A 14,467-nucleotide genomic window follows, 5' to 3' on the forward strand; every position below is an offset into this window, starting at 1 on the left:
CCCCTGCAATTAATTATTTTTTAACAATTGAATGAATTTAAGGCTCTTACCACTTCTTAATACACCTTTCGGATAGACCTTCGCTGCAAACATAGCAATTAAGCTAATGCTAGCCAGTAATACAACCATAGATGTAATAATTTCTAAACTCCCAACGGATCCATTAATAATCCTAACTACCATACTAATTGGAGCTGTAAACGGAACATATGATGTCACCCTTGATACTAGCCCTTCAGGGTTATCAAGTACTACTAATAACTCCACCACTAAGCTTCCCATCAATATAAGAGTAATCGGCATCGTTGTTCCGGATAATTCTTCTGGCCTGCTTACCATAGAACCAAACACTGCGAAAAGTGCCGCATAAACGAAGTAACCGAGAACAAAATATAACAAGAAATATGCAGCATGCTCACCTGTAATCATATTTACATCAATATTCACTCCAAAAAACGAATCCGATACCTTGAAAATTCCAGATTTAATATATAGCGCCATACTAAGGAAGAAAATAAATAACTGTGTCAAACTAGCAAGACCGACTCCTAATATCTTCCCAAAGACCATGTGAACAGGCGACACCTTCGTTACCATCACTTCCATAACACGCGACGCCTTCTCTGACGCTACCGCTGTAGCAATCGCATTTCCATACGAAGTAATTGCTAAGTACATAATCGCTACTAATAAATACACCAGTAAGAATGAGCTTGTTTCTTCGTTATTTAAGTTTTGCTTTTTCGCTTGCACGTTCATCGTCAGTGATTTCACAGTCTCTTCTGATAACTGTTGTTTAACTACCGCACTTTGAAAATACTGATTTTGTACAAATACCTGCGCACTTTGAATCAACTTAGGATTATCCACCTTCATAAAGTAATCTAATACTGGTTCAGCACCCGCACCCTCTTTTAATATAAAGAGCGCTTCGACTTTCTTATCTAACAAATCTTGCTTATATTGATTTAATTTTGTTTTATCACCTAAAGACCAATCCCATTCTGGAAGAGCTTTACTAAGATTAGATTGATCCAAAGTAACATTAGGTGCTTCGGAAATAAATACAACTTTTGCTTTTTCTTTCTCTCCAGAAAACTTTTGTACTAAAGTTGGAAAGGAGAATAAGAATATCCCTCCCCCTATTAATAACAATGTCATCCCAATAAATATTTTCGTCCTCACACGATCCCAATACGTTTGCCCTAAAACAATCCAGAAATTCCTCATTACTTATGCACCCGCCTTTTCAACAAAGATTTGATGTAAAGAAGGTTCTTTAATAGAAACATCTCGGATATATTGTTTAGTTTTAATGTCTTCAAGCAGCGAAAATGCATCCTCTCCATCATTAACTTTAATCATGAACGTACGATTAACTTTTTCAAAATTGAAATTTTTCTTCTTAAGAATAGGTTCAATATCCCCTTCAGTTTGCAACGTCATATATTTGTATTGATAACTTTTCTTAATATCTGACAAGGCACCCGATAATACAAGTTGACCATTTTTCATAATACAAATTTCCTCACAGAACGTTTCTACACTGTCCATTTGATGACTACAGAAGATAATCGTTTTTCTTTGCGCGATTAACTCGAGCACAACATTTTTTAACATCTCTGCATTTACAGGATCCAATCCACTAAATGGTTCATCTAGTATGATGAATTCCGGATTATGCAATATCGCTGAAATCAATTGAATTTTTTGTTGATTTCCCTTTGACAATTCCTCTGTTTTCTTCTTTAAATGTGGTGTCATTTCTAATTTTTCTAGCCACTGTAACGCATGCCTTTTTGCAAGATTAGCTGGCATTCCTTCTAACTTGCCGAAATACACCAATTGCTCCACTACATTCATTTTCGGGTATAATCCACGCTCTTCTGGTAAATAGCCAATAGATAGGTCTTTCTTTGAAAAAGGGCGATTATTCCATAGAATTTGGCCGCTATCCGGTTTGATTAAATCTAAGATCATACGAATCGTTGTCGTCTTACCAGCACCATTTCGGCCCAGCATCCCTAAAATTCCACCTTCTTCTACACGTATATTTAAATCATTAACGGCTTTATATTCACCAAATGTTTTATTTAATCCTTGAATTTCAAATGCCATCCATAACAGCTCCTTTTAGCTTTTTACGAAATAAATAACCGCCATTCCTAATACAATCCCGCCTACCATCAACAAAAACTTTTTCATAACTATTTCCTCCTTCATTGACTTGTTAAGTTGTATCTTTATCATAGACTTCTTTCTGATGCTATTGTCCGCAATCCGTACTGTATTTACCGTAAAAAAGGCGAACCACTCTTATGTGGTTCACCGCAATTTCAACAGATGACATTGATTGTATGAAAACTTCTTAAATGTTATTATAAAAATATTCAGAAATTAAACGATATACCTACAAAGAGAGGTGTCTAAACCGTTGCAGATACAACGTAACTTCGTTTTCATTTTATGTGTAACTATCCTGTATTTTTGTTTACAAGGCTATATCTTATATAAAATAAACCAACCATATAGTGGAGTTCTTATTTCTAAAACAGACTCAACTACATACACAATAGCAAAAATTAAATCCTCCGGTTGGGCTTTTCAGACGGACTTAAAAGAAGGAGATATAATCTATTCGATAAATAAAGAAAAGCCTCATTTAGGAATACTTCCTGGATATCAAAACCAATCACTAAATGCATCTGAAATACAAATTAAAAAAGACGATATCACCCAAACTTATAAAGGAACACAACATTTTATTGATTCTCGTGACAAAATTATTTCTGTATACTTTCCCTTCCTACTCGCTTTTATTTGTTTAGGGTTATCTATTTTTCTTTATACAAAGAAGCCTTTGAACCGGGAAACATTCTTTTTGATCACGTTTCTATTCATGACTTCCTCAAGTCTTCTAATCGCAGTTGAATCTGGTAAAGGTGATTTTATCGCTCTCATTATTTTAAGTATTGTATTTCAAGGTACACCTATGTCTCTCATTTTATTGTTGAATGAATTATTCAAGAAAAAGCAACTATACGTCATTTCTATGAGATTTCTAAAAATCGATATTGGAATTGGCATTATTTTACTATCATTCTCTATTTTAACGATGTTCATTCCATTTCCAATAGTTAATACCGATGGATTAGAACTAATTTACCTTTCAATAAATATTATCTTTTGTATATATTTTTTAATCCGTGCCTATATCAAATATCACAGTACAGTACATAAACCATTTTTAAAATTAATGCTCACGATTCATTCCATTGCCTTCTTTCCGTTCGTTACACTCTATGCTCTTCCAGATGCAATATTCAGAACACCGATTCTCTCAGCAGATATTGGAGCTATGTTCCTAATCGCTCTTCCAATCGGTTATTTTTATTTAGTAGCGACGAAGCAGATTTTTGATATAGATTTTGTATTTGATCGTTTACGGTATTACGCATTTCTGTCATTAATCCCAACTCTATTAATTGCAATCATTACGAGCTGGAGCATTTATTACAAAGACAATTTTCTCTCTCGACTGCTGCAAAGTTTTATTATTATTTTTCCGTTAAATATTCTATTTCTCATATTAAAAGAAAGATTAGATTTTACATTTCGTAATCACCTCTTTCGGACTAAAACAAACTTATACGTAAACATTGAACAGTTTACCGCACAGCTATCATCTATTATGAAAACAGAAGAGTTAGAGAAAAAATTCACTAATGAAATCGTTTCAATGTTGAAACCTTCTTTTATTCAATTTGTTCAATATGATATGAAAGAAAACACATATACACAATGCAACGGATATGGACAAACGAAAGATTTCACACTTTCTAAAAAGAAAAAATGGAGTATGGCAGCATTACTAATTAATGATTTATTAGAGGATGATGGATGCATCGGTATTTACTTATACTCTACTAAACATATAAAACACTACATCTGGATTGGAACAAAAGTGAATAATATTAAATATAATACGCATGAAAAATCATGGTTCATCACTGTCACGACATACGTCCGTCTTATTTACGAAAACTTGTATACCATTAATGAAATTATTCATTCTCTAGAGCAGGAGAGTTTAGAATCCAAAACAAATTCTGCAAGCTTATCACGCCTACTCTTTCAAATTTCTGAACAAGAAAGGCGCCGACTTGCTTCAGATTTACACGACTCTGCATTACAAGATCAAATTGTATGGTACCGCAAACTAGACTCTTTATTAAAAAACAAATCCGTTCCACTAGAATTAAAAAATGAACTAAAAAAAATCCATTTCGGTATGCACGATGTAATACAACAAATTCGCGACACATGTAATGAATTGCGTCCATCACTTTTATCAGATGCTGGTTTAATTGGTGCATTAAGAGAATTGCTAGCCCAAACACAATTGCGTGTACAGTTTCAAATTCAATTTGATCATGAATCAATTCAAGAACATCATTACGATTTTGACAAAATTCTATCTTTATATCGTATCATTCAAGAACTACTAACAAACGCAGATAAACATTCCGAGGCAACCATCGTATCGATTTTTTTATGGGAAGAGAATAACTGTATTTTCCTAGACTACCGAGACAACGGCAAAGGTTTTAATATAGACACTCCCTACTCTCCTAAGCAGCATATGGGGCTTTCCGGTATAAAAGGAAGGCTTCAATCAATTGGTGGAGAAATACATATAGTATCCGAAGCTAAAAAAGGACTTCAAATAAACATTACAGTTCCGAGGTGGTAAATAATGATTCGAGTATTAATTGTAGATGATCATCAAATTGTAGGCGAAGGAACAAAGAGCATGATTGAATTAGAAGAAGATATGCAAGCAGAATATATTTTAAATGAACAGGAAGCACTCATAAAAAGTGACGCTACACCTTTTGACGTATACCTCTTGGATATGAATATGCCCAATTGTAGTGGTATTGAACTCGCCCAGAAAATATTACATATTCAAACAGATGCAAAAATCATTTTATATACAGGTTTTGAATATGTATCCCAATTCAATTTATTAATAAACTCTGGTATCAGCGGCATTATTAGTAAATCAGCTTCTCAACAAGAGCTATTAATGGCAATTCGTGCAGCTGTAAACGGATATACTTTACTTCCTATTTCGTTATTACGTCAACTACGTACAGACGATATAACGACTCAACAACTTGAAAATAAAACCGCTCTTCTTACACAAAAAGAATTAGAAATCTTAGAATCCGTCTCTAAAGGAAGTAGCAATAAACAAATTGCTGATGAACTGTACATGAGTTCAAGAGCTGTAGAATACAACCTAACAAAAATCTTCAAAAAATTAAAAGTAGGATCACGCTCCGAAGCTTTAACAGAAGCAATGAGACAAGGCATTTTGAAAGTACACATATAAAATGAGACTTCCATCAGTTTGTTTTGTTTAACCCTCAAATAATGAGATAAATAAAAAAGTCCTAACCTACAAAACGTAAGTTAGGACTTTTTGACGCGCCCAGAGGGATTCGAACCCCCGGCAGACGTGGTACCGGAAACCACCGCTCTATCCGACTGAGCTATGGGCGCATGATTATAGAAAACACTTCATTTTCTTCTCATAATAATAGCAATAAAATCCATCTAAATCAATAAAAATATCCCCGTAATACCTTATGCATCTTAGCTAAAAGCATATAAAATCTATTCCACCCCTAAATTTTCCAATCATAAATTCACCCCAACTCACAAATTATAATCTTTGAATTGATATTCCAAAGGGGGCTTCATTCAATGACTGTAATTACGAAACTAAAGCAAACTGTTTCTGGATTAAAAAGTGCACAAGCTAGCTTAGAGGGATTCGCTCTTGATACGGATAACCAACAAGCTAAGCAACTTTTCCAAACAGCTGCGCAGCAAACACAAACGATTATCGATTCTTTAAACCCACGCGTTGAAGAAGTCCAACAAGAAGAACCACAATACTCACAGCAATAACGAATCAGACTTGCTGTGAAATAGAAAAAGGATGATATGCAGTCATCCTTTTTCTATCACATTACATATTGCAATAGAAATGGAATGATAATTATGCGAAAACTCGGCCTCATAACCGCATTATTTGCACTTCTATTTAGCTCTTTTACCGGATGTGATAATAGTCCTTTAGATAAAAAAGTGAAAGAAGAAGCAAAACGAACGGAGAAAGAAAAAGGTCCAAAGTTAACAAAGACGAGTACGGAATCCTTTAATCAATCTATATCACAAGGAGCGAAGAAAAGAGCTCTCGCTATGGATGAAATTATAAAAAGCACAGCAGTGAATTCAAATTTAGATCTCTACATAGCAGTTACACCTGAGCATCACGAAAGGTTTGGATTAAAACCTCTTCGTAAAAAGCTTCAAAAGCAGCTAAGTGATGAGCATCCTACTTTCGATGTTCGTGTCAGTACAGATAAAAAAATCTTTATGTTACTCGAAAAACTCGAAAGAAAAATTAAGGAAAAAGAAGTATCTAAAGATGAAATTAATAAACAATTAAAATTCATTGGTAAAAAAATGGAGTCTAACACTTAACGCTTTTTAAAAGAAAAGGAAGGATTGCAATGTCTAGTAAAGATAAAAACTTAACCCCTGTACAACAGGAGTATAAAAAATTCGAACAAGAACGCGAACCGAAACGACCTGTCTTAAAAAATTGTATAAAAGCCTTTTTCGTCGGTGGTTTTATTTGCTTCATCGGACAACTTATTTCTACTTTTTACATCACATATTTTGATTTCACTGAACGCTCAGCAGGAAATCCAACAGTCGCAACTCTTATTTTCATTTCTATGTTACTAACTGGATTTGGTATATACGATCGTTTTGGACAGTTTGCTGGTGCTGGTACAGCTGTACCTGTTACTGGATTTGGTAACTCTGTTATTGCCGCATGTATTGAGCATCGAACGGAAGGATTTGTCCTTGGCGTTGGCGGCAATATGTTTAAACTAGCTGGTTCTGTTATTTTATTTGGTGTATTTTCCGCTTTCGTCATCGCACTTATTAAAACGATTCTCGTTCAATGGGGAGGGCTATAAATGTTACAAGGACACCGAACGTGGGTATTTGAAAACAAACCAGTCATTATCTCAACAGGGGTTGTCGGTGGACCATTTGAAGCAAAGGGGAACATCCCAGAAGACTTCGATATCCTTCATGAAGATTTATGGCTTGGACAAGATTCCTATGAAAAAGCACATAAAATTTTATTCGAAGAAGCTTGTAGCCGCGCTACTGAAAAAGCAGAACTTCGTAAAGACGATATTCAATTCGTACTCGCAGGAGATTTAATTAATCAAATCACTCCAACAAGCTTTGCTTGCCGCACACTCGGCACTCCTTATCTCGGATTATTCGGGGCTTGTTCTACTTCTATGGAAGGTTTAGCACTTGGGGCAAGTATCGTAAATGCAAAAGGCGCAAAATATTTATTAACTGGTGCATCCAGTCATAATACAGCTGTAGAAAAACAATTCCGCTATCCTACCGAATACGGCGGACAAAAGCCACCTACTGCACAGTGGACAGTAACCGGAGCAGGAGCCGCCATTTTAAGCGATACTGGACATGGTCCAAGAGTAACCTCTGCAACAATCGGACGAGTGGTTGATATGGGATTAACGGATCCGTTTAATATGGGAGGCGCAATGGCTCCAGCTGCAGTTGATACAATTGAAGCCCATTTACGTGAACGCCAAATTGATGCCTCTTACTACGATTTAATCGTAACAGGCGATCTCGGACATGTAGGACGCGAAATTGCTTATGACTTACTACATAAACACGGAACGAAAGTAACGAGCGAACAATTTCAAGATTGCGGAATTATCATTTATAGAGAAGGACAACCTGTCATAGCTGGTGCTAGCGGGCCTGGATGTTCCGCAACAGTCGTATACGGGCATTTATTAAACCGAATGAAAAGAGGAGAGTTCAAAAAAATACTTGTCGTTGCGACAGGCGCTTTACTATCTCCACTTACATTCCAACAAGAAGAAACGATTCCGTGTATCGCTCACGCCGTTTCGATTGAATTTGGAGGTGCAACGCAATGATTTTTTTCTGGGCTTTCGTCATCGGCGGACTCATATGCGTAATCGGACAACTTATGTTTGATGTCGGCAAGTTAACACCAGCTCATACAATGGCAACACTCGTTGTTGCCGGAGCAATATTAGATGGATTCAATTTGTATGAACCATTAATTGATTTCGCTGGAGCCGGGGCAACTGTACCTATTACAAGCTTTGGTAATGCCCTTGTTCATGGCGCAATGGAAGAAGCTGCAAAACATGGCATCGTTGGCGTTATTACTGGCATGTTTAAAGTAACGAGCGCCGGCGTATCCGCGGCTATTATTTTCGGCTTCATAGGTGCATTGTTATTTAAACCGAAAGGATAAGGAGTGTTTGTATGACTGTTATCGCTAGCGTAAAAACTTGCCTTGCTAGTGTAAGAGGAGCTCAAGCAAGTTTAAGCTCTCTTTCATTAAATTCACAAGACGACGAATCCAAACGCGTATTTCATGAATGTATGTTAGAAATGGACAACGTCATCGCTGATTTACAGAATAGAGTTTCAGTATTAGAACGTGAAGAACCTCAATATAAAGGGTTTTAAGTAGACTGGAGGAAATGACTATGTCTCACCTGCCGGAATGGACACTTGTCATTCTTCGCTCTGTATTCATATTAATTATTTTATTCGCTATTACGAAATGGTTAGGGAAAAGACAAATCTCTCAGCTCTCCTTTTTTGAATACATTGCCGGAATGACAATCGGTGACATCGCTGCCCAAGTATCTACAGGGCTCGATTCGAAATTTTTCCACGGCGTCTTTGCGATACTCATTTTCGCTGCGGTACCTTTTTTCACAGGAATCCTCTCCTTAAAGAACAAAACAGCTCGGGATTTCTTTGAAGGGAAATCTACCGTATTAATAAAAGATGGAAAGATACTCGAAGATAACTTAAAGAAAGAAAAATATACGAGTGACGAATTACTGGAACTACTCCGAGGGAAAAGTGCGTTCAGCGTAGCTGAAGTCGAATTTGCTGTCTTAGAACCGAGTGGAGAATTAAATGTACTATTAAAGAAAGATTCTCAGCCACTTACTGCAAAAGACATCGGTTTAAAAGTACCGAATGAAAAAGAACCACAAACTGTTATTATGGATGGAAATGTACTAGATGAACCTCTTTCAGCAAGCGGGCATAACCGCGCTTGGTTACATTCAGAATTAGAAAAACTCGGCGTTGTTATTGAAAATGTCTTTCTCGGTCAAGTCGATTCATACGGACAACTTACTATCGACATTTACAATGACAAACTCCAAATGCCTTCTCCTCAAAACAAACCTTTATTATTAGCATCTTTAAAAAAATGTCATGCTGATCTTGAACTATTTTCCCTAGAAACAAAGTCGAAATCAGCAAGCGAAATGTATAGTAAAAACGCGAAACAAATCGAAAAGATTTTAAATAAAGTAACCTATCTTTTAAAAGACTAATTATCGAAAGAACGCTTCAGTTAAAAGGCGTTCTTTTCTTTTTTCTCCAGTTTTCGTAACGTTTAAATTTATGTAATTCGGTTATGATGTTGAAGATACATAAGCAGGGAATTTCGAAAACATAGCGAATATTTCATGGTACAACTACATATTTTTTTGATTTAAAGTGGTTTCGTTTGACCTTTATTGACCATAATTGTATTATAAGACTAAGAAAGCTTTATAAGGAGGAAATAACAGATGAATTTAATTCCTACAGTAATTGAACAAACAAATCGTGGAGAACGCGCTTACGATATTTACTCTCGACTATTAAAAGACCGCATCATTATGCTTGGTAGTGCAATTGATGACAACGTAGCTAACTCAATCGTTTCCCAGCTTTTATTCTTGGAATCTCAAGATCCAGAAAAAGATATTCACATCTACATCAACAGCCCTGGTGGTTCTATCACAGCGGGTATGGCAATCTATGATACAATGCAGTTTATTAAACCACAAGTATCAACAATCTGTATCGGTATGGCTGCATCTATGGGTGCATTCTTACTTGCAGCAGGTGAAAAAGGAAAACGTTATGCACTTCCAAACAGTGAAGTAATGATTCACCAACCACTTGGTGGAGCACAAGGTCAAGCAACTGAAATCGAAATCGCTGCAAAACGTATCCTATTCTTACGTGAAAAACTAAACCAAATTCTTGCTGACCGCACTGGTCAACCACTTGAAGTACTACAACGCGACACAGACCGCGACAACTTCATGACAGCTGAAAAAGCTTTAGAATACGGTTTAATCGATAAGATCTTTACAAATCGTTAATACTAAAAAGCGAAAGCGGCTCGTTTAGAATCGCAGGGCGATGGAGCCCCTGATTCCGAGGCGCTTTTTGCCTCGAATGAAGGGGCGAAACAACCGGAGATTCTAACCGCTAGAGCTAGATATAACTAAAAGTGGAAGCGCCCTATAAGTGGGCGCTTCTTTTATATATTGTTCCCCGCTCACATACCCCATCCAGTATCCCTCTAAATATATCAACGATTTTGCAATTATATCGAACAAAACTCAAATTATATCAACGATTTTTTTAATATATCAACGGTTCGACACAACATATCGATTTACCGACAATCTCCGACAAGGACAAACCAGCTAAATACCCCTCCCCGCTAATCCGCACAAACAACAAAACAAAAAAACTATCGCATATACGCGATAGCTCTTTATTGTACATATGCAGCTAATGCTTCTAAAGCCTCTTCTGCATCTGAACCTTCTGTTGTAATTGTTATCATGCTTCCAGTTCCAATTGCTAAGCTCATAATCCCCATTATGCTCTTTGCATTTACTGTCTTTCCATCTTTCTCAATAAAGATATCTGCATGAAAGCGATTTGCCTCTTGTACAAACAACGCAGCCGGACGTGCTTGTAAACCGTTTTTTAATGAAACCTGAACTCGTTTTTGAACCACAGCTCCATTTCCCCTTTAACCTCTTATTTTTTTGCTACCGTTTCCCCCGCGCGTAATTTCTCTGCAATTTCATCGATTTTACGCAAACGATGATTAATACCCGATTTACTAATTTTCCCCCCGGATACCATCTCACCTAACTCTTTCAATGTTACATCTTGATAATCTCTTCGTAGTTGCGCAATCTCTTGTAGTTTATCTGGCAATATATCAAGACCAACCGTCTCATCAATATAGCGGATATTTTCAATCTGCCTTAGCGCTGCACCAATTGTTTTATTTAAATTAGCTGTTTCGCAGTTCACTAAACGATTTACGGAATTACGCATATCACGTACGATTCGAATATCTTCAAACCTTAAAAGTGCATTATGAGCACCAATAATATTTAAAAATTCCGTAATTTTCTCCGCTTCTTTCAAATACGTAATGTACCCTTTTCTTCTTTCCAACGTCTTACTATTTAAATCAAATCCGTTCATCAGTTCACATATAGCATCATTATGTTCCTTATATAACGAAAAGATCTCTAAATGATAAGATGATGTTTCTGGGTTATTTACTGAACCACCTGCTAAAAATGCACCGCGTAAATACGATCGTTTACAACACTTCTTCTCAATCAATTCTTGTGATATATTTCGAATAAATGAAAAGTCATCTCGAACGATATGAAGATCGGCTAATATTTCGCGAGACTTTTCAACAAGCCTTACGATATATACATTATTTTTCTTCAATCGCATTTTTTTACGAACAAGTAATTCTACCGTCACATCATATCCTTTTTTCAAAAGCGTATAAATCCTTCTTGCAATTGCCGCATTTTCTGTTTGAATATCGATAGATAGACGACGGTTTGAAAAAGAAAGCGATCCGTTCATTCGAAGTAACGCCGATAATTCTGCTTTCTCACAGCATTCTTTCACTTCAAGATTCGTCAACTCTTTCTTTGTTTCTGATGCAAATGACACAGTCAACACCTCCTTATACGATTATTATGGAACAAAATTCTTGTCCTATATGAATGAGGAGCGCCACCTCAAACGAGGCAACGCACATTTATAACAATGAATATAAAATCGAAGCTAACTTTAACGTATCATGCCTTACAACACGATCATCATACTTCGCTAATCCCTCTTGAATAACATCAATATTATTTTCAGCAAAACGTTCTTCATCCACTACAACTGGTGTAGACATTTCTTCCTCATATAACTTACGTAATTCACAAGGAATCTCACGGTTATTTACAATTGCAGTATTAATAAATGGTTGCCCTAAATGATCGTGTAACGCCTGCACATGATCAAAAGCAGTATATCCCATCGTTTCACCCGCTTGTGTCATAACGTTACATACATATACCTTCTTCGCCTTTGCAGCAAGAACAGCGTCCCCAATTTTGTTAACAACTAAGTTGGGTAATATACTCGTATACAAACTTCCTGGGCCGAAAACAAGTAAATCAGCTCGTTTAATCTCAGCCAACGTTTCATGCAATGGCTCTACATCTTCTGGAGTTAAAAAGACACGATTAATCTTCTTTCCGTAATAAGGAATCTTTGATTCACCTGTTACAATTTCCCCATCTTCAAGTTCCGCATGAAGTACCGCACTTTGATTCGCTGCTGGTAATACACGTCCTCTGACATTTAATACTTTACTTGTTTCCGTAATTGCATGGAAAAAGTCTCCTGTAATCGAGGTCATACCTGCCAACAATAGATTTCCTAACGCATGACCTTTCAGTCCGTCTCCTGTTGTGAAACGGTGCTGAAATAAAGCTTCCACCAGTGGCTCTACATCCGATAACGCAACAAGTACGTTACGGATGTCACCTGGAGGTGGAATTTCTAGCTCATCACGTAATCTACCCGAACTGCCACCATCATCAGCGATTGTAACAACTGCTGTAATATCAACAGGATATTGCTTTAATCCTCTTAATAAAACAGAAAGTCCAGTCCCGCCTCCCATGATGACAATTTTAGGCTTTCTCTCTTTTTTCATCCCTTAATGGCCCTTTCTCTTCTCCACATCACGATGAGATACATGAACACTATACTCTGGTTTCAAATGTTTCCCAAGGTATTCTGTAAGCGTAACAGAACGATGCTGTCCACCTGTACATCCAATTGCAATTACAAGTTGACTTTTGCCTTCTCTTTTATAATGAGGCAGCATGAAAGTAATCAGATCCGTCAACTTCTCTAAAAACTTATGTGTCTCATTAAATTTCAGTACATACGAAGAAACTTCTTCATCTAGTCCTGTTAATGGCTTCATATGTGGAATGTAATATGGATTTGGTAAAAAACGAACATCAAATACTAAATCTGCATCAATTGGAATACCGTACTTAAATCCAAATGACATAACATTTACACGAAATGCTTGCTCAGTTTCTGTTGAGAACAAGTGAACAATTTTTTCACGTAATTCTTTCGGTTTTAAATCCGATGTATCAAGCACAATATTTGCTCGTGCCTTCATATCTGTTAATAAATTGCGCTCTGCTTCGATTCCCTTTAACGGCAAACCAGTTGGTGCAAGTGGATGCGAACGTCTCGTTTCTTTATAACGAGTTACAAGCGTACTATCTTTCGCATCTAAAAATAAAATATGAGGAATAATCCATGTACGTTCTGATAAATCATCAAGTGCTCCCCATAAATGCTCGAAAAACTCGCGGCCACGTAAATCAATACCAAGTGCCACTTTATTCATTTTCCCTTTTGAATCCGCCATAAGCTCAATAAACTTTGGCAATAACATCGGTGGTAAATTATCTACACAAAAATATCCTAAATCTTCAAAACTTTGTAAAGCTACTGTTTTTCCAGCTCCAGACATCCCTGTAATAATTACCATTTTTATATCATTATTCTCTGTCATCGTATCCTCTCCTTGACGGTTTAACTCGGATCTAATCGATATGAAAGCAACTCAAAATCTGGGGTATATACAAATGTACCGTAGATTATGCCATTTCCTTTAATTAAATAATCAATAATGTGATAATCTCCTGGCGCCATTGCTAAATCATCAATTTTATCAAATGTATGCCAACCAATGATGCCTTCTTCGCTCTCTAGTTTGTTTTCTCCTGCAAAATCTGTCGCTAAAAAGGAGAACATCATCCATTCAGAAACAACTTTATCACCTTCTTGGATGACAAAGGTGAAGACCCCCTTTAACGCTGGGTTTTTCAAATAAATACCTGTTTCTTCGCGATATTCGCGAACAACGGAATCTCTTACAGTCTCACCACGCTCCATTTTCCCGCCTGGTGCAACCCACCAATTTCGGCGAGGTTTTTGGAGTAAGAGTACTTCATTATCTCTAATTAACACACAGTTTGTCACTCTTTGCATGTTTCTTCACCTCAGCTACTTGCAGTAAAATTTCTCACTGCATACTTCTTTCATTATACTATCAAAAACAGTTTGCTAC

At 36.6% G+C, this 14,467-nt stretch carries 17 protein-coding genes and 1 tRNA gene; 10 read left to right on the forward strand and 8 right to left on the reverse strand.

What is annotated here, in order from left to right; genetic code table 11:
* Nucleotides 1-9 precede the first annotated feature (9 nt).
* Both IBT51_RS13915 and IBT51_RS13920 read right to left on the reverse strand, forming a co-directional pair.
* The gene (locus IBT51_RS13915) at nucleotides 10-1,230 is read right to left on the reverse strand and encodes an ABC transporter permease (protein WP_200458461.1); all 1,221 of its coding nucleotides are present in this window, start codon (nucleotides 1,228-1,230) and stop codon (nucleotides 10-12) included.
* Between the two features lie 3 nt (nucleotides 1,231-1,233).
* Nucleotides 1,234-2,118: an ABC transporter ATP-binding protein gene (locus IBT51_RS13920; RefSeq protein WP_000863493.1), complete on the reverse strand. Its 885-nt coding sequence runs from the start codon at nucleotides 2,116-2,118 to the stop codon at nucleotides 1,234-1,236.
* A 316-nt stretch (nucleotides 2,119-2,434) separates the two neighbouring features.
* On the opposite strand from IBT51_RS13920, the gene IBT51_RS13925 reads away from it, so the two are divergent.
* The gene (locus tag IBT51_RS13925; RefSeq protein WP_200458460.1) at nucleotides 2,435-4,753 is read left to right on the forward strand and encodes a sensor histidine kinase; all 2,319 of its coding nucleotides are present in this window, start codon (nucleotides 2,435-2,437) and stop codon (nucleotides 4,751-4,753) included.
* 3 nt (nucleotides 4,754-4,756) lie between these two features.
* Entirely contained in the window at nucleotides 4,757-5,398 is a 642-nt protein-coding gene (locus IBT51_RS13930) for a response regulator (RefSeq protein ID WP_000621765.1), read from the forward strand.
* Between the two features lie 94 nt (nucleotides 5,399-5,492).
* Here IBT51_RS13930 and IBT51_RS13935 read toward each other — a convergent pair.
* A tRNA-Arg gene (locus tag IBT51_RS13935) sits at nucleotides 5,493-5,568 on the reverse strand.
* Between the two features lie 204 nt (nucleotides 5,569-5,772).
* Here IBT51_RS13935 and IBT51_RS13940 point away from each other — a divergent pair.
* The 8 genes from IBT51_RS13940 (at nucleotide 5,773) to clpP (ending at nucleotide 10,358) form a co-directional block, all read left to right on the forward strand.
* Nucleotides 5,773-5,979 carry a DUF1657 domain-containing protein gene (locus tag IBT51_RS13940; RefSeq protein WP_000216166.1) on the forward strand — a complete coding sequence of 69 codons (207 nt, stop codon included), beginning with the start codon at nucleotides 5,773-5,775 and terminating at the stop codon, nucleotides 5,977-5,979.
* 93 nt (nucleotides 5,980-6,072) lie between these two features.
* Nucleotides 6,073-6,558 carry a YhcN/YlaJ family sporulation lipoprotein gene (locus tag IBT51_RS13945; protein ID WP_001228545.1) on the forward strand — a complete coding sequence of 162 codons (486 nt, stop codon included), beginning with the start codon at nucleotides 6,073-6,075 and terminating at the stop codon, nucleotides 6,556-6,558.
* A 29-nt stretch (nucleotides 6,559-6,587) separates the two neighbouring features.
* On the forward strand, nucleotides 6,588-7,064 hold the full coding sequence (spoVAC, locus tag IBT51_RS13950) for a stage V sporulation protein AC (RefSeq protein WP_000095399.1): 477 nt from the start codon (nucleotides 6,588-6,590) through the stop codon (nucleotides 7,062-7,064).
* Nucleotides 7,065-8,081 carry a stage V sporulation protein AD gene (spoVAD, locus tag IBT51_RS13955; RefSeq protein WP_000938972.1) on the forward strand — a complete coding sequence of 339 codons (1,017 nt, stop codon included), beginning with the start codon at nucleotides 7,065-7,067 and terminating at the stop codon, nucleotides 8,079-8,081.
* On the forward strand, nucleotides 8,078-8,428 hold the full coding sequence (gene spoVAE, locus IBT51_RS13960) for a stage V sporulation protein AE (protein ID WP_000575919.1): 351 nt from the start codon (nucleotides 8,078-8,080) through the stop codon (nucleotides 8,426-8,428). Before spoVAD ends, spoVAE begins: the two co-directional genes overlap by 4 nt.
* Nucleotides 8,429-8,439: 11 nt before the next feature.
* A complete protein-coding gene (locus IBT51_RS13965) occupies nucleotides 8,440-8,646 on the forward strand; it encodes a DUF1657 domain-containing protein (protein ID WP_053563376.1) in 207 nt (68 codons plus the stop codon).
* Between the two features lie 20 nt (nucleotides 8,647-8,666).
* Nucleotides 8,667-9,536 carry a DUF421 domain-containing protein gene (locus tag IBT51_RS13970; protein WP_053563375.1) on the forward strand — a complete coding sequence of 290 codons (870 nt, stop codon included), beginning with the start codon at nucleotides 8,667-8,669 and terminating at the stop codon, nucleotides 9,534-9,536.
* A gap of 240 nt (nucleotides 9,537-9,776) precedes the next feature.
* The gene (gene clpP / locus IBT51_RS13975) at nucleotides 9,777-10,358 is read left to right on the forward strand and encodes an ATP-dependent Clp endopeptidase proteolytic subunit ClpP (RefSeq protein ID WP_001049162.1); all 582 of its coding nucleotides are present in this window, start codon (nucleotides 9,777-9,779) and stop codon (nucleotides 10,356-10,358) included.
* Between the two features lie 401 nt (nucleotides 10,359-10,759).
* Here clpP and IBT51_RS13980 read toward each other — a convergent pair whose 3' ends face one another.
* From IBT51_RS13980 to IBT51_RS14000, 5 genes are all read right to left on the reverse strand, one after another.
* Complete coding sequence (locus IBT51_RS13980; RefSeq protein ID WP_000250307.1) at nucleotides 10,760-11,008, reverse strand: HPr family phosphocarrier protein; 249 nt, start codon at nucleotides 11,006-11,008, stop codon at nucleotides 10,760-10,762.
* Nucleotides 11,009-11,031: 23 nt separating this feature from the next.
* Nucleotides 11,032-11,982: a DNA-binding protein WhiA gene (gene whiA, locus IBT51_RS13985; RefSeq protein ID WP_000006566.1), complete on the reverse strand. Its 951-nt coding sequence runs from the start codon at nucleotides 11,980-11,982 to the stop codon at nucleotides 11,032-11,034.
* Between the two features lie 88 nt (nucleotides 11,983-12,070).
* Complete coding sequence (locus IBT51_RS13990; RefSeq protein ID WP_000712187.1) at nucleotides 12,071-13,024, reverse strand: gluconeogenesis factor YvcK family protein; 954 nt, start codon at nucleotides 13,022-13,024, stop codon at nucleotides 12,071-12,073.
* 3 nt (nucleotides 13,025-13,027) lie between these two features.
* Nucleotides 13,028-13,909 carry an RNase adapter RapZ gene (gene rapZ / locus IBT51_RS13995; RefSeq protein WP_000138459.1) on the reverse strand — a complete coding sequence of 294 codons (882 nt, stop codon included), beginning with the start codon at nucleotides 13,907-13,909 and terminating at the stop codon, nucleotides 13,028-13,030.
* Nucleotides 13,910-13,929: 20 nt separating this feature from the next.
* Nucleotides 13,930-14,388: an NUDIX hydrolase gene (locus IBT51_RS14000; protein WP_001190080.1), complete on the reverse strand. Its 459-nt coding sequence runs from the start codon at nucleotides 14,386-14,388 to the stop codon at nucleotides 13,930-13,932.
* Between the last annotated feature and the right edge of the window lie 79 nt (nucleotides 14,389-14,467).

The sequence above is a fragment of the Bacillus sp. S71 genome (assembly GCF_016625265.1).
Lineage (GTDB): Bacteria > Bacillota > Bacilli > Bacillales > Bacillaceae_G > Bacillus_A > Bacillus_A cereus.

Excerpts from the sequence above, each read along its gene's own strand:
- spoVAC (WP_000095399.1), top strand. The coding sequence starts at position 6,588 with ATGTCTAGTAAAGATAAAAACTTAACCCCTGTACAACAGGAGTATAAA.
- spoVAD (WP_000938972.1), top strand. The coding sequence starts at position 7,065 with ATGTTACAAGGACACCGAACGTGGGTATTTGAAAACAAACCAGTCATT.
- clpP (WP_001049162.1), top strand. The coding sequence starts at position 9,777 with ATGAATTTAATTCCTACAGTAATTGAACAAACAAATCGTGGAGAACGC.
- IBT51_RS13990 (WP_000712187.1), bottom strand. The coding sequence starts at position 13,024 with ATGAAAAAAGAGAGAAAGCCTAAAATTGTCATCATGGGAGGCGGGACT.
- IBT51_RS13945 (WP_001228545.1), top strand. The coding sequence starts at position 6,073 with ATGCGAAAACTCGGCCTCATAACCGCATTATTTGCACTTCTATTTAGC.
- IBT51_RS13915 (WP_200458461.1), bottom strand. The coding sequence starts at position 1,230 with ATGAGGAATTTCTGGATTGTTTTAGGGCAAACGTATTGGGATCGTGTG.
- IBT51_RS14000 (WP_001190080.1), bottom strand. The coding sequence starts at position 14,388 with ATGCAAAGAGTGACAAACTGTGTGTTAATTAGAGATAATGAAGTACTC.
- IBT51_RS13970 (WP_053563375.1), top strand. The coding sequence starts at position 8,667 with ATGTCTCACCTGCCGGAATGGACACTTGTCATTCTTCGCTCTGTATTC.
- spoVAE (WP_000575919.1), top strand. The coding sequence starts at position 8,078 with ATGATTTTTTTCTGGGCTTTCGTCATCGGCGGACTCATATGCGTAATC.
- IBT51_RS13965 (WP_053563376.1), top strand. The coding sequence starts at position 8,440 with ATGACTGTTATCGCTAGCGTAAAAACTTGCCTTGCTAGTGTAAGAGGA.
- IBT51_RS13920 (WP_000863493.1), bottom strand. The coding sequence starts at position 2,118 with ATGGCATTTGAAATTCAAGGATTAAATAAAACATTTGGTGAATATAAA.
- IBT51_RS13940 (WP_000216166.1), top strand. The coding sequence starts at position 5,773 with ATGACTGTAATTACGAAACTAAAGCAAACTGTTTCTGGATTAAAAAGT.
- rapZ (WP_000138459.1), bottom strand. The coding sequence starts at position 13,909 with ATGACAGAGAATAATGATATAAAAATGGTAATTATTACAGGGATGTCT.
- IBT51_RS13930 (WP_000621765.1), top strand. The coding sequence starts at position 4,757 with ATGATTCGAGTATTAATTGTAGATGATCATCAAATTGTAGGCGAAGGA.